The 20,670-nt window shown below is 66.4% G+C and carries 21 protein-coding genes and 5 tRNA genes; 12 read left to right on the plus strand and 14 right to left on the minus strand.

Annotated features, from left to right (window positions below; translation table 11 throughout):
* Nucleotides 1–50 precede the first annotated feature (50 nt).
* Nucleotides 51–141, plus strand: a tRNA-Ser gene (locus SY91_RS07045).
* Nucleotides 142–394: 253 nt separating this feature from the next.
* On the opposite strand, the gene SY91_RS07050 is transcribed toward SY91_RS07045, so the two are convergent.
* Nucleotides 395–1,555, minus strand: coding sequence for an alkane 1-monooxygenase (locus SY91_RS07050; protein ID WP_023475205.1), 1,161 nt, complete (start codon nucleotides 1,553–1,555; stop codon nucleotides 395–397).
* 555 nt (nucleotides 1,556–2,110) lie between these two features.
* Here SY91_RS07050 and SY91_RS07055 point away from each other — a divergent pair.
* From SY91_RS07055 to SY91_RS07075, 5 genes are all read left to right on the plus strand, one after another.
* Nucleotides 2,111–2,734 (plus strand): GNAT family N-acetyltransferase, encoded by a 624-nt coding sequence (locus tag SY91_RS07055; RefSeq protein ID WP_227745866.1) that lies wholly within the window; start codon nucleotides 2,111–2,113, stop codon nucleotides 2,732–2,734.
* 171 nt (nucleotides 2,735–2,905) lie between these two features.
* A complete protein-coding gene (minC, locus tag SY91_RS07060) occupies nucleotides 2,906–3,691 on the plus strand; it encodes a septum site-determining protein MinC (protein WP_011544839.1) in 786 nt (261 codons plus the stop codon).
* Between the two features lie 59 nt (nucleotides 3,692–3,750).
* Nucleotides 3,751–4,566 (plus strand): septum site-determining protein MinD, encoded by an 816-nt coding sequence (gene minD / locus SY91_RS07065; protein WP_006476635.1) that lies wholly within the window; start codon nucleotides 3,751–3,753, stop codon nucleotides 4,564–4,566.
* A 12-nt stretch (nucleotides 4,567–4,578) separates the two neighbouring features.
* The gene (gene minE / locus SY91_RS07070; RefSeq protein WP_006476634.1) at nucleotides 4,579–4,833 is read left to right on the plus strand and encodes a cell division topological specificity factor MinE; all 255 of its coding nucleotides are present in this window, start codon (nucleotides 4,579–4,581) and stop codon (nucleotides 4,831–4,833) included.
* 161 nt (nucleotides 4,834–4,994) lie between these two features.
* Nucleotides 4,995–5,396: a YXWGXW repeat-containing protein gene (locus tag SY91_RS07075; protein WP_023475202.1), complete on the plus strand. Its 402-nt coding sequence runs from the start codon at nucleotides 4,995–4,997 to the stop codon at nucleotides 5,394–5,396.
* Between the two features lie 116 nt (nucleotides 5,397–5,512).
* Here the strand turns inward: SY91_RS07075 and SY91_RS07080 are convergent, their stop codons facing one another.
* A complete protein-coding gene (locus SY91_RS07080) occupies nucleotides 5,513–7,075 on the minus strand; it encodes a chloride channel protein (RefSeq protein WP_023475201.1) in 1,563 nt (520 codons plus the stop codon).
* A gap of 190 nt (nucleotides 7,076–7,265) precedes the next feature.
* On the opposite strand from SY91_RS07080, the gene waaC reads away from it, so the two are divergent.
* Nucleotides 7,266–8,264, plus strand: coding sequence for a lipopolysaccharide heptosyltransferase I (gene waaC / locus SY91_RS07085; protein ID WP_027806772.1), 999 nt, complete (start codon nucleotides 7,266–7,268; stop codon nucleotides 8,262–8,264).
* Nucleotides 8,265–8,283: 19 nt separating this feature from the next.
* Here waaC and SY91_RS07090 read toward each other — a convergent pair whose 3' ends face one another.
* The 9 genes from SY91_RS07090 to rph all read right to left on the minus strand — a co-directional run bounded on the left by SY91_RS07090 (nucleotide 8,284) and on the right by rph (nucleotide 14,930).
* Nucleotides 8,284–8,463, minus strand: coding sequence for a hypothetical protein (locus SY91_RS07090; RefSeq protein ID WP_023475199.1), 180 nt, complete (start codon nucleotides 8,461–8,463; stop codon nucleotides 8,284–8,286).
* Between the two features lie 102 nt (nucleotides 8,464–8,565).
* A complete protein-coding gene (locus tag SY91_RS07095) occupies nucleotides 8,566–9,867 on the minus strand; it encodes an MFS transporter (RefSeq protein WP_185921143.1) in 1,302 nt (433 codons plus the stop codon).
* Between the two features lie 314 nt (nucleotides 9,868–10,181).
* Complete coding sequence (locus tag SY91_RS07100) at nucleotides 10,182–10,673, minus strand: energy transducer TonB (protein ID WP_023475197.1); 492 nt, start codon at nucleotides 10,671–10,673, stop codon at nucleotides 10,182–10,184.
* A gap of 313 nt (nucleotides 10,674–10,986) precedes the next feature.
* Complete coding sequence (locus SY91_RS07105) at nucleotides 10,987–11,280, minus strand: hypothetical protein (protein WP_023475196.1); 294 nt, start codon at nucleotides 11,278–11,280, stop codon at nucleotides 10,987–10,989.
* A gap of 375 nt (nucleotides 11,281–11,655) precedes the next feature.
* On the minus strand, nucleotides 11,656–12,048 hold the full coding sequence (locus SY91_RS07110) for a hypothetical protein (RefSeq protein WP_023475195.1): 393 nt from the start codon (nucleotides 12,046–12,048) through the stop codon (nucleotides 11,656–11,658).
* 141 nt (nucleotides 12,049–12,189) lie between these two features.
* Nucleotides 12,190–12,277 (minus strand) — tRNA-Ser (locus SY91_RS07115).
* A gap of 44 nt (nucleotides 12,278–12,321) precedes the next feature.
* A complete protein-coding gene (gene hemW, locus SY91_RS07120; RefSeq protein WP_023475194.1) occupies nucleotides 12,322–13,536 on the minus strand; it encodes a radical SAM family heme chaperone HemW in 1,215 nt (404 codons plus the stop codon).
* Between the two features lie 34 nt (nucleotides 13,537–13,570).
* A complete protein-coding gene (gene rdgB, locus SY91_RS07125; protein WP_023475193.1) occupies nucleotides 13,571–14,197 on the minus strand; it encodes an RdgB/HAM1 family non-canonical purine NTP pyrophosphatase in 627 nt (208 codons plus the stop codon).
* The gene (gene rph, locus SY91_RS07130) at nucleotides 14,190–14,930 is read right to left on the minus strand and encodes a ribonuclease PH (protein WP_023475192.1); all 741 of its coding nucleotides are present in this window, start codon (nucleotides 14,928–14,930) and stop codon (nucleotides 14,190–14,192) included. The genes rdgB and rph overlap by 8 nt, the downstream gene beginning before the upstream one ends.
* Before the next feature lie 173 nt (nucleotides 14,931–15,103).
* Between rph and SY91_RS07135 the strand changes: the two genes are divergently transcribed.
* From SY91_RS07135 to SY91_RS07150, 4 genes are all read left to right on the plus strand, one after another.
* Nucleotides 15,104–16,027, plus strand: coding sequence for a YicC/YloC family endoribonuclease (locus SY91_RS07135; protein ID WP_012328100.1), 924 nt, complete (start codon nucleotides 15,104–15,106; stop codon nucleotides 16,025–16,027).
* 7 nt (nucleotides 16,028–16,034) lie between these two features.
* The gene (gmk, locus tag SY91_RS07140) at nucleotides 16,035–16,718 is read left to right on the plus strand and encodes a guanylate kinase (RefSeq protein ID WP_023475191.1); all 684 of its coding nucleotides are present in this window, start codon (nucleotides 16,035–16,037) and stop codon (nucleotides 16,716–16,718) included.
* A gap of 58 nt (nucleotides 16,719–16,776) precedes the next feature.
* Nucleotides 16,777–16,980 (plus strand): DNA-directed RNA polymerase subunit omega, encoded by a 204-nt coding sequence (rpoZ, locus tag SY91_RS07145; RefSeq protein WP_006025620.1) that lies wholly within the window; start codon nucleotides 16,777–16,779, stop codon nucleotides 16,978–16,980.
* Between the two features lie 63 nt (nucleotides 16,981–17,043).
* Nucleotides 17,044–19,410, plus strand: coding sequence for a RelA/SpoT family protein (locus SY91_RS07150; RefSeq protein ID WP_006476619.1), 2,367 nt, complete (start codon nucleotides 17,044–17,046; stop codon nucleotides 19,408–19,410).
* Nucleotides 19,411–19,601: 191 nt separating this feature from the next.
* Here SY91_RS07150 and SY91_RS07155 read toward each other — a convergent pair.
* The 3 genes from SY91_RS07155 to SY91_RS07165 form a co-directional block, all read right to left on the minus strand.
* Nucleotides 19,602–19,678 (minus strand) — tRNA-Arg (locus SY91_RS07155).
* A gap of 61 nt (nucleotides 19,679–19,739) precedes the next feature.
* A tRNA-Arg gene (locus SY91_RS07160) sits at nucleotides 19,740–19,816 on the minus strand.
* A gap of 66 nt (nucleotides 19,817–19,882) precedes the next feature.
* Nucleotides 19,883–19,959, minus strand: a tRNA-Arg gene (locus SY91_RS07165).
* Nucleotides 19,960–20,088: 129 nt separating this feature from the next.
* Here SY91_RS07165 and greB point away from each other — a divergent pair.
* Nucleotides 20,089–20,652 (plus strand): transcription elongation factor GreB, encoded by a 564-nt coding sequence (greB, locus tag SY91_RS07170; RefSeq protein WP_043886784.1) that lies wholly within the window; start codon nucleotides 20,089–20,091, stop codon nucleotides 20,650–20,652.
* Nucleotides 20,653–20,670: the final 18 nt, after the last annotated feature.

A 20,670-nucleotide genomic window follows, 5' to 3' on the forward strand; every position in this document is an offset into this window, starting at 1 on the left:
TTATAATCTTTTTCTCGCGGAAACGACCAGCCGCGAAATGCAGTAAGGAAGGAGAGGTGGCAGAGTGGTCGAATGTACCTGACTCGAAATCAGGCGTACGGTTTCCCCGTACCGTGGGTTCGAATCCCACCCTCTCCGCCAAAATACGAAGCCCCTTGATCCGGAAGGATCAAGGGGTTTTTCGTTTTGGGTCGCCGCGCGACACGGATCGTGTCGCATCTTCGATGCAGCGTGGCTGCATGATGAACACCATCGCCCCGTGACGAACCGGCCGTCGGAAGTCCTGACAGTTGTCGCATGGCTGCCGCACCGCGCTCGCGTGCCAAACCGGAAGCCGGTGCGCCGACCGTTTCAAGCGGCGCTCACCAGCTTCTGCGCAGCCCTCACCGAACCATCACGCCGCAGCCGGATACTGCGCCAGCACCTTGTCGCGGATCGACGGCTTGATGTTCGATTGCGCCATGTCGCCGCGATAGTGCGCAACGACGCGCGGATTCATCACGCGATACCAGAGCGGCGGCACGTACGCGAACAGGATCATCGTCGCGTAGCCGGCCGGCAATTGCGGCGCATCGTCGAAGTGGCGCAGCGCCTGGTAAGAGCGCGTCGGATTCGCGTGATGGTCGGCGTGTCGCTGCAACTGGTACAGGAACAGGTTCGTGACGACGTGATTGCTGTTCCACGAATGCTGCGGCGTGCAGCGTTCGTAGCGGCCGCTCGGCAGCTTGCGACGGCCGAGCCCGTAGTGCTCGACGTAGTTCACCACCTCGAGTAGCGACGCGCCGTAGACGGCCTGGATCACGAGGAACGGGATCACGACCTTGCCGGCCAGCGCGATCGCGATGCCCCATACGACGGCGGTCATCGCCCACGCGTGCAGCACTTCGTTGCGCCAGGTCCACGGCGAATGTCCGAGCCGCTCGAGGCGGCCTTTCTCGAGCCGCCACGCGGAGCGGACGCTGCCGGTCACCGTGCGGGGCAGGAACGCCCAGAACGACTCGCCGTAGCGCGCGCTTGCCGGATCCTCGGCGGTCGCGACGCGCACGTGATGGCCGCGATTGTGCTCGACATAGAAGTGACCGTACGCGACCGGCGCCAGCGTGATCTTCGCGAGCCAGCGTTCGAAGCGGTCGGTCTTGTGCCCGAGCTCGTGCGCGGTATTGATCGAGATGCCCGTCGCGGCGCCGAGCGACAGCGCGAAGCCGACGTAGTCGTACCACGCGAGCGCATGCGTGCCGACGATCCACACGCACATGAAGAAGGCGACGTATTCGACGAAAGTCGCGAGATAAACGATGTACCGGTAATAGCGTTCGCGTTCGAGGTGCGGCACGACGGCTTCGGGCGGATTGTCGCGATCGTCGCCGATCAGCGTGTCGAGGATCGGGATCACGCCGAACGCGAACAGCGGGCCGAACCACCAGAACACGTGAAGGCCCGTCGACAGCGCGAGCTGTGCGGCGAGGATCGGCAGCGTGATCGTCAGCGCGCCGAGCAGCCACAGATAACGCTTGCCATCCGACCAGCCCGAGGCCGATGCGTTGGTCATTGCCATTGTCTCCCTCCAGTCGGCCGGCCCGCGGGCGGCCGCATGCAAGATTGTTCGAATCCTCGTGGTCCGCGACGCGCGCGGTGGCACCGGATCGTCGTCCGGTTCTGCCTGTTATACGACCGGTACGCGCGCTTGCCAAACTCCGGCGCTAGGCGTGGCGCTCCAAACGACGGGCCGCGCGCAATGCGGGCCGCTGCGGGCCGACGCGCGCTGATTGAAACATGCGGCCGACGCGGATTGGCGCGCAGGCGGGTGCGTCGTTTGTCGGACGAATGGCTCGACGTGCGGCTACCCACACCGGTGTGAAGGGGATGCAACAAATGTTGCATCGCAATAAAGCGGCCGGTGAAGTATGGGCGCGGCGTGTTTTTTGTTGGTTTATATTACGGAGCATTACGGTCGCAGCGACGCAATGTAATGCGGCTCAAAACCGGATGGCCGCGCATCGCAAGGAGAACGAGACGATTCGTGCGATGACGACTGCATGTTCATCGTCCGGCAGCCTGCGTCGGTGCACCGATGCTGCAACTGCACACTGATCGACGTGTGCCGCCGCTGATGACATCCGCCGCCTTTCGATCCGCGCCGGCGTTTGAAAATTACGATTTGACTCATGCCCCGCTTTCGGTTGAAGCTAATAGCTTGCTGTCCGAAGGGGGCTGTGCCTGCATGAGTTCGACCTTGACCGTTCGTCGTATCGCTGCCGATCAGGGCGGCGTGTATCGCGAACTCCGCGCTGCATCGCTGCGTGAGCCCTACGCGCCCGGCGAAGCGCCGGAGGCCGAATTGCTGACCGTCGAAGCGGACGCAGCGTCGGCGATCGCCGCGCAGCGCGCCGTGTCCGACGAGTCGACGACTTTCCTGCTGTACACCGAAGGCCATCCGGCCGGCATGATCGGCGCGTATTTCGACAACACGCCCGATCGGCGCGCGTTCGTCAGCGAACTGTGGGTCGCGCATGCGGTGCGTCACCTGCGCGGCGGCGTGCTGCTGCTGGAGACGGCTACCGCATGGCTCGCCGAGCGCGGCGCCACCGACGTCTACGCGTGGATCGCCGACGCGAACCGCAACGCGGTCCGCTTCTACGAGCGCGCGGGTTTCGGCAACACCGGCGAACATGCGCCGATCGCGCGGATGCCCGGCGCGATGAAATCGCTGTTCGTGTCGCAGGTGAAGCACTGACGCGGCCTCGACATCCCCAGCCCCGCGCGGCGCGATGAAAGCCCGATCGCCCGCCGGCCCGCCCGCCTGCCGGTTGCGCGTCCGCCCGGGCCGCAGCAACCCGAGTCCCAAAAATAATGGCCGCACGCGTGGACGCCTGTAAAATACGCAAAAAATTTTTGCAGAGTGTCCATGTCGCTTAAAAAATCGCCATTCTTCGAGCTGCGCAGCGGATCGGTCGATACGTTGCTGTTCACCGTGAAGACGACCGATCTCGATGCGTTGCGTGCCGAACTGGTCAAGCGCTTCGAAGCGACTCCCGAGTTTTTCGCCGACGATGTCGTCGCGATCGACGTCCGCCGCCTGGCTGACGGCGAACGCGTCGCGCTCGCGGACATCCGCCAGATGCTGAACGACGTGCGGATGCGTCCGGTGGGCGTCGTCGCGCTGGCAACGCAGGGCTGGGCGGGGGAAGCCGGCCTGCCGTTGCTGGAGGCGCGCGATCGCCGCGCGCCGGCCGCGAAACCTGCCGACGAAGCGGAACCGGCGGCCGTGCCAGCCGTCGAGACCGCTGCCGCTCCGGCAGCCGCTGCGGCGCCCGAACAGCCGTCGGAGCCCGCGCCGACGCTCGTGCAGGCCGGCGGCCAGACGCTGGTGATCGACCGGCCGTTGCGTTCGGGGCAGCAGATTTACGCGAAAGGAGACCTCGTGGTGCTCGCGCCGGTCAGTCACGGCGCGGAAATCATCGCGGAAGGCAATATCCACATCTACGCGCCGCTGCGCGGCCGCGCCCTCGCGGGCGTGCACGGCAATCACGACGCGCGCATTTTCTGCACGTGTCTCGAACCGGAACTGATTTCGATCGCGGGTATCTATCGAACGACCGAGAACCCGCTGCCCGCCGACGTACTGGGCAAATCGGTGCAGATCCGGCTCGAAGAGGAAAAACTGATGATCGAACCGCTGCGCCTGACGTAATTCACGCGGTGCGCTCCGGATCGATCGGCTCTCATTGACGAACACAGGGTATTGGGTAAATGGCAAAAATCATCGTGGTGACCTCGGGCAAGGGCGGCGTGGGCAAGACGACGACGAGCGCGAGCTTCGCGTCGGGTCTCGCGCTGCGCGGCCACAAGACGGCCGTGATCGACTTCGACGTCGGCCTGCGCAACCTCGATCTCATCATGGGCTGCGAGCGTCGCGTCGTGTATGACCTCGTGAACGTGATCCAGGGCGAAGCGAACCTGAACCAGGCGCTGATCAAGGACAAGAAGTGCGAGAACCTGTTCATCCTGCCGGCGTCGCAGACGCGCGACAAGGATGCGCTGACGCGCGACGGCGTCGAAAAGGTGTTGAACGATCTCGTCGCGATGGACTTCGAATACATCGTCTGCGATTCGCCGGCCGGTATCGAAGCCGGCGCGCTGCACGCGATGTACTTCGCGGATGAAGCGCTGATCGTCACGAACCCGGAAGTATCGTCGGTGCGCGACTCGGACCGCATTCTCGGCATCCTGTCGTCGAAGACGAAGCGCGCGACCGAAGGCAAGGAACCGATCAAGGAACACCTGCTGATCACGCGTTACAGCCCGAAGCGCGTGAGCGAAGGCGAGATGCTGTCGCTCGAGGACATCAGCGAGATCCTGCGCATCAAGCTGATCGGCGTGGTGCCCGAATCGGAAGCCGTGCTGCACGCGTCGAACCAGGGGTTGCCGGCCGTGCATATCGACGGCACGGACGTCGCGGAAGCGTACAAGGACGTCGTTGCCCGCTTCCTGGGCGAGGACAAGCCGCTGCGCTTCACCGATTACCAGAAGCCGGGCCTGCTGCAGCGCCTCTTCGGCAGCAAGTAACGGAGGCCGCCCATGTCCATCCTTTCGTTTCTCCTCGGCGAGAAGAAGAAGTCCGCATCGGTCGCGAAGGAGCGCCTGCAGCTCATCATCGCGCACGAGCGGGTCGGCGGCCGGCCGCCGGCCGATTACCTGCCGGCGCTGCAGAAAGAGCTCGTCGCGGTCATCTCGAAGTACGTCCATATTTCGGACGATGACATCCGCGTGAGCCTCGAGCGCCAGGACGATCTCGAAGTCCTCGAAGTGAAGATCGAGATTCCGCAAGCCTGACGCTTGGCGCGTGTCCCTCCGCACGGCGGCACCCGCCGCCGTGCGCGTCTTACGCCCTGTTGCACTTTCGGGCACGCCGTAACACGGCGCCTGTCGGCCGCAATCGACTCTCCCGCATTGAACGAATACGCTCGCGTCACTTGTTCAACCAGGAGGTTGTGATGGCTGTCTCTCCCGTTTCACGTCGTATCGTTTCGCTCGCGCTGTTGGCCGCGGGCCTGTCGGCCGTCGTCGCACCGTTCGCCGCGCATGCGGACGAGATTCTCGTCGGCACGCCCGTGATCGCGCCGCAGGGGCGCATGGTCGTCGCGGAGCCGGTCGCCGTGCGCACCGAGGAAATCGTCGTCGTCGCGCCGAATGCGCCGCCGCCGGTACGCTATGAAGTCGTGCCGGCCACGCGCGTGGGCTACGTGTGGGAGCGCGGGCACTGGCACTGGGACCATGGCCGCTACGTATGGATCGGCGGCCACTGGGAAACCGAGCGCGTCGGCATGCAATGGGTGCCGGGGCATTGGGACCAGCGCGGTCCGAACTGGTTCTGGACGCGCGGCCACTGGGCTTGAGGTAGACGCGCGATGAAAAGAACCGCAATCGCCATCGCGCTCGTCGCGATCACGCTGGCCGGATACATCGTCGTGCCGGCGCGGCCGGTCTACTACCGGCCGGCGCCCGTCGTGATCTACTGAGCGTCACGCGGGCCGTGCTGTTGCGCCGGGCCGTTTGCGTCGGTCGCGGCCGGCCCGGCATCGTGCGGCGCCGGCGCATGCGCGGGGCCGTCGGCCGCCGATGTAGCGGCTGGCTCGTCGCCGCCTTCGTCGCGCAGCGTATCGAGCGGATCGGCGGGGGCCGCGTTTGCATCCTGGGGCTCGGTCACGTCGGTCGCATTGCCGGCGGCGGTTGCTGCGGTTGCCGCGGCCGGCGCGGCGGCTGCAGCAGCGCTGGGCGGCGCGAGATAGCGCTGCGCGAGCGTTTCGTAGAGCGGCGGCGCGAAAAAGCGCGATACCCGGCTCGATACCAGTGCGGTCGCCATCAGCGAAATCACCAGCGCATGACCGTTGATCATCTCCATCACGATCACGAACGACGTGATCGGCGACTGCGTGACGGCGGCCAGATAGCCGACCATCGCGAGCGCGATCAGCATCGGCAGGCTCATGTTGCTGAACACGGCATGCAGCAGGTTGCCGAAGCCGGCGCCGATCGACAGCGACGGCGCGAAGATCCCGCCCGGAATGCCCGGCAGGTACGACGCGACCATCGACACCATCTTCAGGAACGGATAGAACACCGACAGTTGCTGACTGCCGTCGAGCAGGCCGCGCGCCTCGGCATAGCCGCTGCCGAACGTCGTGCCGCCGGATACGAGGCCCACGACGGCGATCGCGAAGCCGCACAGCGCGGCGAACGCGATCGGCCGCTCGCGATACAGGCCCAGTAGTCGCGTGGGCAGCCAGCGCCCCGTGTTGAGCAGCAACCAGCAGAACAGGCCGCCCGCGATGCCCGTCACGATCGCGGTGACCAGCACCGCGACCGCCAGCAATTTCGGGAAATGGGGGCCGGTGGTGATCGTGCCGAAATACGTGTAGTTGCCGTTCAGGCCCAGCGCGACGACGCCCGCGAGGATGATGGCGGTGATCAGTACGCCGCTGGCGCGCGCGGAGAAGCTGCGCGTCAGTTCCTCGATCGCGAACACGATGCCGGCGAGCGGCGTATTGAAGGCGGCCGACAGCCCGGCCGCCGCGCCGGCCAGCACCAGTTGGCGTTCGATCTGCGCGTTGGAGCGCGGGTAGAAGCGCCGCAGGTTGAACATCAGCGCCGCGCCGACCTGCACGGTCGGCCCCTCGCGGCCGATCGTGAAGCCGCCCAGGATGCCGAGGAACGAGATCAGCACCTTGCCGAACAGGATGCGCAGCGTCAGCAGCCGGGCGCCGAATGCGCTCGGGCGCGCATGCAGCGTCGCGATCACCTGCGGGATGCCGCTGCCCTCGGCGCCGCGAAAAAAGCGCCGCGTGATCCATGCCGATAGCGCGGCGATCGCCGGCGTCAGCAGCAGCGGTAGCCACACGGCGTGATCGCGCATCGCGCGGAACGTCTCGTAACCCCAGTCGATCAAGCGGGCGTACAGGACGGCCGCGAGGCCGACGACGATCGCACCGAGCCAGAAAACTCCGTATTGGCGCCAGATTCGCAGTGAGCGGCGGGTGAGGGCGGGAAACAGCGCGGGAAGGGCGAGGCGCGGCATTGGCTCGGGCCGGAGGGCAAAGAGTGGATTATAAAAAGAACGGGATGCCAGCGGGGACGTCAAACGTGCTCGGTGAGCGACAAAAATCCACAAAGAGATGCAATTTGTTGCAAATGTAATGTTGGCGTAATTTCTGCGCACAGCAACCTCGTTAGCATGCCAAGATGGCCAGTCAAGAATCCCGCAAATCGTGAAACGCATCCTTATCGTGAAAGTGACGTCGCTCGGCGACGTCGTCCAGACGCTGCCCGTCGTCGCCGACCTGCATCGCGCGTTCCCCGGCGTGACGGTCGACTGGGCTGTGGACGAATCGTGCGCGGAGGTCGTACGCTGGCATCCGGGTGTGAGCGCCGTCCTGGGCGCGCCGCTGCGCCGCTTCAAGAAACTGCGCAATGCCGGCGACCTGAAGGCGATCTCGGCCTCGATCGGCGCGTTGCGCGCGCACCGGTACGACGCGGTCATCGATCTGCACGGTGTCTACAAGAGCGCGATCATTGCGTCGCTCGCGCGTGCCGCGCGCCGTTTCGGCTACCAGACGCAGGATCTCGGCGAAACGGGCGCGCGTTTCGCGTATTCGCACCGCTTCGGTCCGCGGCCGGACTGCGACGCATGGCACGGGATGCGCGTGAGTGCCGGCGAAGCGCTCGGCTACGTGCCCGAAGGGGCTGCCACGTATGGCATCGTCGCCCCGCAGGATGCAAGCCTGCCGGCTGCCGTGACGGATGCCGGGCCGTTCATGCTGCTGTTCCACGCGACGTCCAATCCCGACAAGAAATGGCCGGCCGAGCACTGGGCCGCGCTTGCCACGGAGATGATGGCGCGCGGCGTGCGCGTGCTGCTGCCGTGGGGATCGGCGGCCGAGCATGACGACGCGCGGGATATCGCCGCGCGTGCGCCGGGGGCGATCGTGTTACCGGCGATGACGGTGCGTGAGCTCGGTGCGGCGCTTGGCCGGGCCGCGCTCGTGGTGGGCGTCGATACCGGGTTCGTGCACATGGCGCACGCACTGCAGCGGCCGACCGTGATGATTTTCGTCGCGACGTCGCGCCACCATTGCGGCATCGGCGGCGCGCCGCATGCGCTGTCGATCGGCGAGCCGGGCGCGATGCCGACCGTCGACGAGGCGCTGGGCGCGATCGATGCGGTCTGCCCCGCCTATGGCACGTTGCGCGCGCGGCTGTCCGCCTGACGCGGCGCGGCGGCCGTGATCACGCGAGCAACGCCTCGATCGTGACGACGGCGGCGATGGCCGCCAGGTTCGCCAGCAGCGCCTCGAACACGAGGCCGCGCCAGGTCTTCGGCCGGAACCGCAGCGCGAGCAGTAGCGCGCTGCCCAGTGCGAGCGCGAGGATCAGGACGAGGTCGGCATTGGCGAGGCGGATATTCATCGCGGCGGCTCCTTGTCGGGGCGGGACCGGGCGCGCGACGACGCGCCCAGGATCGAGTATAGGCATCGCCCGCCGCCCTGCAACCCGGGGCGCCCCGGAGGGTCAGACGAGCGACGCGTCGCGCGTTTCGCGCATCAGCAGGACACCGATCAGGCTGATCGCCGCCGCCACCGATACATAGCCGCCGACCCACGACAGCCCGCCGCGCGCGGCCAGCAGTTGCGCGATATACGGTGCGATCGACGCACCGAGAATCCCGCCGAGGTTGTACGCGACGCCCGCGCCCGTATAGCGGACGTTGGTCGGGAACAATTCCGGCAGCAGCGCGCCCATCGGGGCGAACGTCACCCCCATCAGAAACAGCTCGATCGTCAGGAACAGCGCGACGAGCGGCATCGATCCGCTGCCGAGCAGCGGTTCCATCGCGAACCCCGACAACAGCGCGGCGATCGCGCCGACGACCAGCACCGGCTTGCGCCCGAAGCGGTCCGACGCCCATGCGGACAGCGGCGTCGCGAGCCCCATGAAGACGACCGCGAAACACAGCAGGCCGAGGAAGCTCTGGCGCGGAATATGCAGCGCCGACACGCCGTACGACAGCGAGAACACCGTCGAGATGTAGAACAGCGTGTAGCAGACGACCATCGCGAGCGCGCCGAGCAGCGTCGGCCGCCAGTGCTGCGTGACGAGCGTCGCGACCGGCACGCGCACGCGCTCGTTGCGGTCGAGGGCCGCCTGGAACGCGGGCGTTTCGGTGATCTTGAGCCGCACGTACAGGCCGAGCGCGACAAGTACCGCGCTGACGAGAAACGGGATGCGCCAGCCCCAGCTGCGGAACTGCTCGTCGGACAGCGACAGCGCGAGCGCGAAGAACAGGCCGTTCGACATCAGGAAGCCGACCGACGGCCCCAGTTGCGGGAACATCCCGAACCAGCCGCGCTTGCCCTGCGGCGCATGCTCGGTCGCGAGCAGCGCCGCGCCGCCCCATTCGCCGCCGAGGCCGATTCCCTGCCCGAAGCGCAGCACGCACAGCAGCACCGGCGCGAGCGCGCCGATCGTGTCGTAGCCGGGCACGAAGCCGATCGCGGTGGTGGACACGCCCATCACGAGCAGCGAGGCGACGAGCGTCGACTTGCGGCCGATGCGATCGCCGAAGTGCCCGAACAGGAACGAGCCGATCGGGCGCGCGATGAAGGCGATGCCGAACGTGACGAACGCCGACAGCGCTTGCGCGGTCGCGGAGCCGTGCGGGAAGAATACGGGGCCGATGACGAGCGCGGCGGCCGTCGCGTACACGTAGAAATCGTAGAACTCGATCGCGGTGCCGATGAAGCTCGCGAACACGATGCGCCGGTGGCTGACGGCGCCGGCCGAACCGGTTGCGTGTGCAACGGCCGGGGGGATGCGGACATGGATGTCTCCGTTTTGTCGTTGGGGTGCTCGGCCGAGCGTACGCTCGGGCAGGCGACGGCCTGCCGGGCGCGGCCGGGCAAATGAGTGATGCGGATGACGCGGTGGCGGCGTGGACGCGCGCCGTGGCGCGGACGTCACCCGCCGGTCGACGATGGAGACCGGTAGGTCGCCGCCGCCCGGTGCCGGCGTGGTCGGCTCGCTTGCCGGGTGGGGCGTGCGAACGCATGCGCGGCGTGATGGCCACGCGAGTGCGGAAAATTATAGCCAGCGCCGCCGCTCACCGGCAATCGGGCCGCGGCGGCGCATCAGTCGATCGATTGCGCCTGCGCGGAGGCGGTGCTTTGCAGCTGGAAGTGGCCGTCGTCGTTGAAGAGCCAGCCTTCCATCAGTTCGAGCCGGCCGTTGCCGTCGAGCAGCCGCGACGGCGGCGCCGGCAGCGGAGCCGAGCGGCGCAGCGACGCGAGCGCGAGCGCTTCCGCTTCGCTGTCGCCGTTGCTGCGATAGACGGATGCGTTGACGACGCGGCCGCTGCCATCGACGGTGAAGGCGACGACGACGAGCGAGCGGAGCATGGCCTGCGGTGTGCCGTGCAGCATGCCGGACGGATTGCGTTCGGCGACACGATGCGCGACCTCGACGCGATACTGGTCGAGATTGCCGCTGCGTATGACCGACGGAATCGTCAGGACCGAGCGTAGCGACGAAGGCGGCGTGATCGTGCACGCGGCGAGCAGGGCGACGGCGGCCAGCGCGGCAACACGCAGCCGGGCGACGCGCGGACGGAGAAGGGGGCGCATGAGGTGATGGCCGGGAGGGACGATAAAAAAATGATAGGCGTCCCGGCGCGAGACGATATGGGGAGAAACGCATAGCGCGCTGGATCGGCCGCCGGGATCGCTGATGATGACGGCCGGGCGCCGCGTCGAGCAACCGTGCAACGTGCGTCGTGATGTGACGCGACATGTGACAGCGGCCGCGGCGGACGCGCGTGTTGCAAGGTTGAAAGCCACGGCACGCTGCGATCGATCGTCCGGCTGGCGCAGCGGTCCGCCGAGGCGGCAATCTCGACCGCACCTCCCGGGCAATCGCCGGCGACGTGCGTCGGCCGGTTCAGAAGCCGTGCGTGACGAGCGACAGTACCGACAGGTCGGGGTGCGTGCCGTCGACGATGCTCTTGCCGATGTGGATGGCTTCGTGGGTCGCCTCGTCGAGGCTCGCGAAGCTTTCCTCGCCGTCCGCGTGAAACGGCACCGCATGGCCGGGCAGCGCCGGATTCACGCCCGGATGGCATACGTAGCCGGTGTAGGTATAGCGCGTGTCGCTGCCTGGCAGCGTGGCCGGCACGACATGGATCTCGAAGCCTTCGTAATCGACGTGGTCCGTCGCGGTCGACAGGTCGGTCATGGCGATCTCCGTGTGCCGCGCGCAGGGGGGGCGCGTGCGGCATCGAATACATCGAACACGCGGCGGCGTTCGTGTCGCCGTGTTGAACGAATTCTAGGCGATGGCGGGGCGGGCCGGGAGGCGTCCGGGGCGGTGTGCGGCGGCTGGTATCCGGGCGCGCGTACCGTGTCGATTCGGCGCCGATTCCACGAGCGAGCGACGGAAATGCGGATCATCGTATTTTTCGCGTCGGGCGCCGGTGCGCTGTCTGACGTGCTGGTCCGGTTTGCCTCGACCGAGCGCTGCTGCCCGCGCCCACCGGGCAGGTGCCGCGCGAGGCGCGGCGTGAACGCACGTTCCGTCTCGACCGACGGCGCGTGTCGCACCGCGACTTCGTTACTTGCAGCGCGCGTCCTTGCGCTGCACGACGACGATCACCGGATACTTCTGGCCATGGTCGAGTTCCACGCGCGCGACGACGGTCAGCGTCGCCGGATCGGAATCGTCGTACACGCTGACCTGTTCGTTGCGCAGGTAGGTCACGCCGGTGCAGTTCGACGTGCGTCCGTCGTCGCCCACCTTGCACTGAAGCTCGTTGTCCTTCAGGTAGTTGTACGGCGACGGGCTCGCGAGATATTCGCTGAGGCCGCGCGGCGAACCGCCGACGCCGGTCACGTACGCGATCGCGCACGACGCCTGCGCGTCGCTGCCGGAGACGGTGTCGGCCGCTGCATGCGTGCTGACGGCGGCCAGCAGGGCGACGAGCGACGAGACGAGGAAGGGCTTCATGACGTGGATTTCCCGTTTCGCGAATCGGAGCGCGGGATTGTAACGGCATCCGGCGCGACGCGTCGGAACGTGCGGGGCGCGCGCGAGCGGACAAACAAAAACCCCGTCATTCTGCGAATGGACGGGGTTCGGCGAACTTCCTGGCGGAAGCGGTGAGATTCGAACTCACGGACAGTTTCCCGTCGCTGGTTTTCAAGACCAGTGCCTTAAACCGCTCGGCCACGCTTCCACACGAGGCGGCATTGTAACCGAAATGCCGCGTCGTTCATTCGTTCAGTCGTCGCGCAGGAACAATTCCTGCAGGTCGTTGAGGAAACGCTGGCCGAGCGGCGTCGGTGCGATCTGCGTGAAATCGCGCGTGATCAGCCCGCGCCGTTCCGCTTCCTTCAGCGCCGGCTCGATCGTGCTCATCGGCAGGCCCGTGCGTTCCGCGAAGCTGTGCACGGGGAAGCCCTCGACGAGCCGCAGCGTGTTCAGCATGAATTCGAACGGCAGGTCGCGCGCGCCGACTTCACGCTCTTCCTGCACGGCCGTGCCGGCCTTCGCCTGCTCGATGAAGGTCGCCGGATGCTTGTAGCGCGCCTGCCGCAGGATCCGGTTCGGGAACGACAGCTTCGTATGGGCGCCCGCGCCGATCCCGAGATAGTCGCCGAAGCGCCAGTAATTCAGGTTGTGCTTGCACTGATGATTCGGCTTCGCGTATGCGGACACTTCATAGCGCCCGTAGCCGGCTTCGGCCGTGCGCGCATGGATCCATTCCTGCATGTCGGCCGACGCGTCGTCGTCGGGAACGACGGGCGGGAACTTCGCGAACAGCGTATTCGGCTCGAGCGTCAGGTGATACAGCGACAGGTGCGGCGGCGCGAACGCCAGCGCGGTCTCGATGTCGGTGCGGCATTCGTCCAGCGTCTGGTTCGGCAATGCGAACATCAGGTCGAGGTTGAAGTTGTCGAAGTTCTTCGCGGCGATCTCGACGGCCGCGCGTGCCTGCGCGGTGTCGTGAATCCGGCCGAGCGCCTTGAGGTGCGCTTCGTTGAAGCTCTGGATGCCGACCGACAGGCGGTTCACGCCGCTGGCGCGGAACTGCGCGAACTTCGCGGCTTCGAACGTGCCCGGATTCGCCTCGAGCGTGATCTCGGCATCGGCGTCGAGCGGCAAGAGCGCGCGCACGTCGGACAGCATCCGGTCGAGGCCGGCCGCCGACAGCAGGCTCGGCGTGCCGCCGCCGATGAACACGGTATGCACCTGCCGGCCCCACACGAGCGGCAGCGCCTGCTCGAGGTCGGCGCGCAACGCGTCGAGATAGTCGGCTTCCGGGAACCGTTCGCCTTTCCATTCGTGCGAGTTGAAATCGCAGTACGGGCACTTGCGCACGCACCACGGGAAATGCACGTACAGCGCGAGCGGCGGCAGCGACGTGAGACGCACCTGGCCGGGCGACGTGAAGGTCGCGACGACGCGCGCGCCGGTGTCCGCGGCCTGGCTCATGCGACCTCCCGCAGCGAATGGGTATCGAGCAAACTCATGCTTCCTCCGCGAGCCGCGCGAGCAACGCCTTCAGCGCCAGCGCGCGATGGCTGTGCGTGTTCTTCACGGCCGGCTCGAGTTCGGCGGCCGTCGCGCCGAGCGACGGCAGGTAGAAATACGGGTCGTAGCCGAAACCGTGTTCGCCGCGTGGCGTATCGACGATCTCGCCGGCCCAGCGCCCTTCGGCGAACAGCGGCTCCGGATCGTCCGCATGGCGGACGAGCGCGAGCACGCAGCAGTAGTACGCGCGCCGGTCGTCGACGCCGCGCAGTTGCTCGACGAGATACGCGTTGTTCGCCGCGTCGCCCTTGTCGCGGCCCGCGCGCTGCGCGTAGCGTGCCGAATAGACGCCCGGCGCGCCGCGCAGCACGCGCACGCACAGGCCCGAATCGTCGGCGATCGCCGGCAGCCCGGTGAGCCGCGACGCGTGGCGTGCCTTGGTCAGCGCGTTCTCGATGAACGTGCCGAACGGCTCTTCCGCCTCCGGCACCGCGAGTTCGCCCTGCGGGACGATCTCGATGCCGACCGTCGAGAACAGCGCGGTGAATTCGCGCAGCTTGCCCGGGTTGTTCGACGCGAGAACGATGCGCGACAGCGGCGCGACGATGCGGTCGTCAGGCATGGCTCGCACCCAGGACCTCTTTCTGCAACTGCACCAGCTCGGCGATTCCGCCCTGTGCGAGGTCGAGCAGCGCGTTCATCTCGGCGCGCGAGAACGGCACGCCTTCGGCGGTGCCCTGGACTTCGACGAAGCCGCCCGCGCCCGTCATCACGACGTTCATGTCGGTGTCGCAGCGCGAATCTTCCGCGTAGTCGAGGTCGAGCACGGGCGCGCCTTCGTACACGCCGACCGAGATCGCGGCGACGTGGTCGGTGATCGGCGAGCGCGCGAGCTTGCCGGCCGCGATCAGCGTCGACACGGCGTCGTGCGCGGCGACGAACGCGCCGGTGATGCTGGCCGTGCGCGTGCCGCCGTCGGCCTGGATCACGTCGCAGTCGATATGGATCGTGCGCGGGCCGAGCGCCTCGAGATCGAACACCGCGCGCAGCGCGCGGCCGATCAGGCGCTGAATTTCCTGCGTGCGGCCCGTCTGCTTGCCGCGCGCGGCCTCACGGTCGCTGCGCGTGTGGGTCGCGCGCGGCAGCATCCCGTATTCGGCAGTCAGCCAGCCTTGCCCGCGCTCGCGCAGGAACTCGGGCACGCGCTCGGCGACGCTCGCGGTGCAGAGCACCTTGGTATCGCCGAATTCGACCAGCACGGAGCCTTCGGCGTGTTTCGTGTAGTGGCGCGTGAGGGCGACCTTGCGCAGTTCGTCGGCGCGGCGGCCGCTCGGGCGGGAAACGGAAGACGTCATGGGGAAATCGCGGAAGGAGAGGAAACCCCGATTTTAGCGCCGAACGGCGGGCGTGCCCGGCGGGGTGGTCCGCAAAAATGGGATAATGCGCGCTTCCCGCCCCGCGCCTTCCGATGCGCCGGGCGCCTCGATGTATTCCCCGCCCGCGAGGGCACCAGACGGCGAGACGAACCATGATCTACAGCATGACGGGCTACGCGAGCGCGACGCGCGAACTTGCGACGGCTGCCGGCAACGGCGGCACCAGCGTGTCGGTCGAACTGCGCACCGTGAACTCGCGCTTCCTCGATCTCAATTTCCGGATGCCGGACGACGTGCGTGCGTGCGAACCCGCGCTGCGCGAAATGCTGATGAACAAGCTGTCGCGCGGCAAGGTCGACGTGCGGATCAACCTGCAGCGCGGCGAGCAGAGCATCGGCGCGGGCGCGCTGAACCAGTCGGCGCTCGGCCAGCTTGCCGAGCTGGAACGCGCGGTGCTCGATTCGTTCCCGGGCGTCGGCCGCCTGCGCGCGGGTGAAGTCCTGCGCTGGCCCGGCGTGCTCGCCGAGAGCGGCGTGTCGGCCGAGGCGATCCGCGACGCGGTGCTCGCCTGCGGCAAGGAAGCGATCGGCGAGCTCGTCGTCGTGCGTTCGCGCGAAGGCGCGCAACTGGCGACGATGCTGCTGTCGAACGTCACCGAGATGGAGGCGATCGTCGCGCGCATCACGCCGCTCGTGCCGGAGCTGATCGCGAAGCATCAGCAGAAGATCGTCGAGCGGCTGCAGGAAGCGCTCGGCCTCGCGGCGCCCGAAGGCGGCTCGACGGTCGTCACGCGCGAGGAAGCCGCGGAGCGCATCCGTCAGGAAGTGACGATGTACGGAATCCGGATCGACATCGCGGAAGAGCTGTCGCGGCTCACCGCGCACCTGAATGAAACGCGTCACGTGATCGAGAAGGGCGGCCGCGTCGGCAAGCGTCTCGACTTCATGATGCAGGAACTGAATCGCGAAGCGAACACGCTCGGTTCGAAGGCGGCGGCGAAGGAACTCGCCGACGCGTCGATGGCGCTGAAGCTGCTGATCGAGCAGATGCGCGAGCAAGTGCAAAACCTGGAGTAACAGCAACATGACCGACCCTAACCGCGACGGCCACGCGTCGCATTCGCTGCATGGCGGCGTCTATCCCGGTAACCTGTTCATGGTCGTCGCGCCGTCGGGCGCCGGCAAGTCGACGCTCGTGAATGCGCTGCTGTCGAAGGACAGCGACATCTGCCTGTCGATCTCGTACACGACGCGCAAGCCGCGCCCGGGCGAGCAGGACGGCCAGCACTACCACTTCACGACCGTCGAGGATTTCCGCGCGCGTCACGCGGCGCACGAATTCCTCGAGAGCGCGGAAGTGCACGGCAACTACTACGGCACGTCGCGCGTCTGGATCGAAGAGCAGATGAGGAACGGCCACGACGTGCTGCTCGAAATCGACTGGCAGGGTGCGTTGCAGGTGAAGAAGCAGTTCCGCAACGCGGTCGGCATCTTCATCCTGCCGCCGTCGCTCGATGCGCTCGAAGAGCGCCTGAAGAAGCGCGGCCAGGACGAACCGAACGTGATCACGCGGCGCCTGCTGGCCGCCGGCAGCGAGATCGCGCACGCGTCGGAAGCGGAATACGTGGTGATCAACGAGAATTTCGAGCGTGCGCTCGCGGAACTCGAATGCATCGTCGCGGCGACGCGCCTGCGTTTTGCTTCGCAGTACGCGCGACACACGGAGCTGTTCATCGACCTCGGCGTCCATCTGCCCCACGCGGAATGACGCGGGGCACGAGGGACATAAGGTAGAATAAGGACTATATTCAGAAGGAATTACCAACATGGCTCGCATTACCGTCGAAGACTGCCTGAAGCAAATCCCGAACCGCTTCGAACTGGCGCTCGCCGCCACCTACCGCGCGCGGCAGCTCGCGCAAGGCCATACGCCGAAAATCGAAAGCCGCGACAAGCCGACCGTCGTCGCGCTGCGCGAAATCGCCGCCGGCCAGGTCGGCGTCGAGATGCTGAAGAAGGTGCCGGTGTAACGCGCATCCGGCCCGTTCCAGCCATGTAGTCCACGCGCGCAACGACTCGACCTGGAGGCGAATATGAGCACCACCCCATCGTCCGCCTCCGCGGATTCGACCACCGAAGCCACGGCCCAGTCGCCTGCGCGCCAGTACATCGACGCGGTCCTCGAACAGTCCTTCCGGCATCTGTTCGGGCCGACCGCCACACCGGAGCAGCCGCGCAAGCACGGCGTCGTTTCGATCGCGAAACTGACGGCCGCGCTTGCCGAGTATCTCGCTCCGGACGAAATCAAAGAGGTCAAGGCGGCGTTCCACTTCAGCGACGAAGCCCACCTCGGTCAATATCGCCAGAGCGGCGAGCCCTACATCACCCATCCCGTCGCCGTCGCGGAAATCTGCGCCGGCTGGAAGCTCGACGCGCAGGCCGTGATGGCCGCGTTGCTGCACGACGTGATGGAAGACCAGGGCGTGACCAAGAACGAGCTGGCCGAGCGATTCGGCCCGAAGGTCGCCGAGCTGGTCGACGGCCTGTCGAAGCTCGACAAGATGGAATTCCGCAGCCGCGAGGAAGCGCAGGCGGAAAACTTCCGCAAGATGCTGCTCGCGATGGCGCGCGACGTGCGCGTCATTCTCGTCAAGCTCGCCGATCGCCTGCACAACATGCGCACGCTCGGCGCGGTGCCGATGGAAAAACGCCGCCGCGTCGCGCGGGAAACGCTCGACATCTATGCGCCGATCGCGCACCGGCTCGGGTTGAACAACACGTATCGCGAGCTGCAGGACATGAGCTTCGCGAACTTCAACCCGCATCGCTACGCGACGCTCGAGAAGGCGGTGAAGGCCGCGCGCGGCAATCGCCGCGAAGTGATCAGCAAGATCCTCGAGGCCGCGCAGCGCGCGATGGCCGACGCGAAGATCGACGCCGAGATCACCGGCCGCGAGAAAACCATCTACAGCGTCTATCGCAAGATGCGCGACAAGCAGCTGTCGTTCTCGCAGGTGCTCGACGTGTACGGCTTCCGTGTCGTCGTCGACAGCCCGCTCGACTGCTACACGTGCATCGGCGCGTTGCACGCGCTGTACAAGCCGGTGCCCGGCAAGTTCAAGGATTACATCGCGATCCCGAAGATCAACGGCTATCAGTCGTTGCACACGACGCTCGTCGGCCCGTTCGGCGCGCCGATCGAGTTCCAGGTGCGTACGCGCAAGATGCACGAGATCGCCGAGGCGGGGGTCGCCGCGCACTGGCTGTACAAGAACGGCAGCGCGGATCTCAGCGACGTGCAGAAGCGCGCGCATCAGTGGCTGAAGTCGCTGCTCGATATCCAGAGCGAAGCGGGCGATTCGAGCGAATTCCTTGAGCACGTGAAGATCGACCTGTTCCCCGACGCGGTCTACGTGTTCACGCCGAAGTCGAAGATCATGGCGCTGCCGCGCGGCGCGACGGCGCTCGATTTCGCGTATTCGATCCACAGCGATCTCGGCAACCAGTGCGTGGCCGTGAAGATCAACAACGAACTGCTGCCGCTGCGCACCGAATTGAAGAGCGGCGACATCGTCGAGGTGATCACCGCGCCGTATTCGAAGCCGAACCCTGCATGGCTCGGCTTCGTGCGCACCGGCAAGGCACGCTCGGCGATCCGCCACTACCTGAAGACGATGCGCCTGAACGAGTCCGTGCAGCTGGGCGAGCGGCTCGTCGACCAGAGCCTGAAGGGCTATGGTCTCGCGCTGGCCGATGTCGAGCCGGAAGTGTGGGAGAAGCTCGTGCAGTGGACGGGCAACAAGAGCCGTCAGGAAATCTTCGCGGACATCGGCCTCGGCCGTCGCGTCGCCGCGGTGATGGCCAAGCGCATCGAGGTGCTGATGAGCGGCCGCGACGCGGACGACGATCTGCCGAAGTCCGAGCGGCATCCCGCGCATCATGCGCCGCCGGTCGTGATTACCGGCACCGAAGGGATGTCCGTGCAGTTGTCCGCATGCTGCCGGCCGATCCCGGGCGACGCGATCATGGGTTACATCGGCATCGGTCTGGGCATGGCGATTCATACGACGGACTGCCGTGTCGCGCAGCGCATCCATCGCCGCGATCCGGGCCGCTGGATCGACGTCGAATGGGCGCCGCAGCCGGGCCGCCTGTTCGATGTCGCGGTGAAGGCGTTGGTGAAGAACACGAAGGGCATCTTTGCGCGCGTCGCGGCGGACATCACGTCGGCCGACGCGAACATCGTCCATATCGCGATGGACGAGGATCTGACGCACGAATCGACGGTGCTGCGCTTCGTGATCCAGGTCAGCGACCGCGTGCATCTCGCGAACGTGATGCGGCGCGTGAGAACCAATCCCGACGTGATGCGGATCATGCGCGAGCGCTCGACCGACGACGGTGCGCATGCGCGCCATGACGGCGGCATGCGTATCGAGCGCGAGCGGCAGGACTACTGACGCTCACGTGCCCTGGCGGGTGGATTCGATGCTCGACGGACGGCGGCCAATGGCCGCCGTTTTCATTGACGCGGCCGAAAGGGCGCGTGACGTTGCCGGCGCGTTGCCGAAGGCGTGCGGGCGATGGTGCGAGTGAGGAGGGCGGGCGGTAAAAAGAAAAAGGGCTTTCCCGAAGGAAAGCCCTTTTAAGGTGGCGCGGCTGGCAGGATTCGAACCCACGACCCCTTGGTTCGTAGCCAAGTACTCTATCCAACTGAGCTACAGCCGCACGCAAAACGGTACTGCTTCAACTGTCGGAACCTTCTGCGATGGGAAGGCCCCCAAAAAAGTGGCGCGGCTGGCAGGATTCGAACCCACGACCCCTTGGTTCGTAGCCAAGTACTCTATCCAACTGAGCTACAGCCGCACGCAACAACAAACTTCTACTGCTTCGAACTGAAAGGGCCTTCGGTTCGGAAGGCCCTCGAAAAAGTGGCGCGGCTGGCAGGATTCGAACCCACGACCCCTTGGTTCGTAGCCAAGTACTCTATCCAACTGAGCTACAGCCGCACGCAGAAGCGGAAGTATAGCAGAGTCGTATAAAAAGGGAAGCCTTATTCGCGAATTTGGTGCCATGACCTTGGCCGGCCGCCCTTCGTGTACCCTTGGGGGATCAGTCATCCACGTTGAATCCGCATCATGAACAAGGCGTTTGTCAAAGAGTCGGACGGTGACGACGACGATCTTGACCAGGCTCAACCCGCGATTCCGGCGGGTGCGAAAAACTACATCACGCCGGCCGGCCACAAGCGGCTGCGGGACGAGCTGCTGAACCTGATCGACGTCGAGCGCCCCGAGGTCGTGCGGCTCGTGTCGTGGGCCGCATCGAACGGCGACCGGTCGGAGAACGGCGACTACATCTACGGCAAGCGGCGGCTTCGGGAGATCGATCGCCGCATCCGCTTCCTGACGAAGCGACTCGACCTCGCCGAAGTCGTCGATGCGAGCCGGCAGGAGAATGTCGACCAGGTGTTCTTCGGCGCGACGGTCGATTACGAGACGCCGGACGGCGAGGATCACACGGTGACGATCGTCGGGATCGACGAGGTCGACCTCGATCGCGGCTGCGTCAGCTGGATTTCGCCCGTCGCGCGTGCGCTGATCAAGGCGAAGATCGGCGACACCGTCACGCTGATGACGCCGGCCGGCCCGCAGCCGATCGACATACTCGACGTCCGGTATCCGGGGCGGGGCGACGCCTGAGCGTATCGGTCCGATGCA

This window comes from Burkholderia cenocepacia, assembly GCF_014211915.1.
GTDB lineage: Bacteria > Pseudomonadota > Gammaproteobacteria > Burkholderiales > Burkholderiaceae > Burkholderia > Burkholderia orbicola.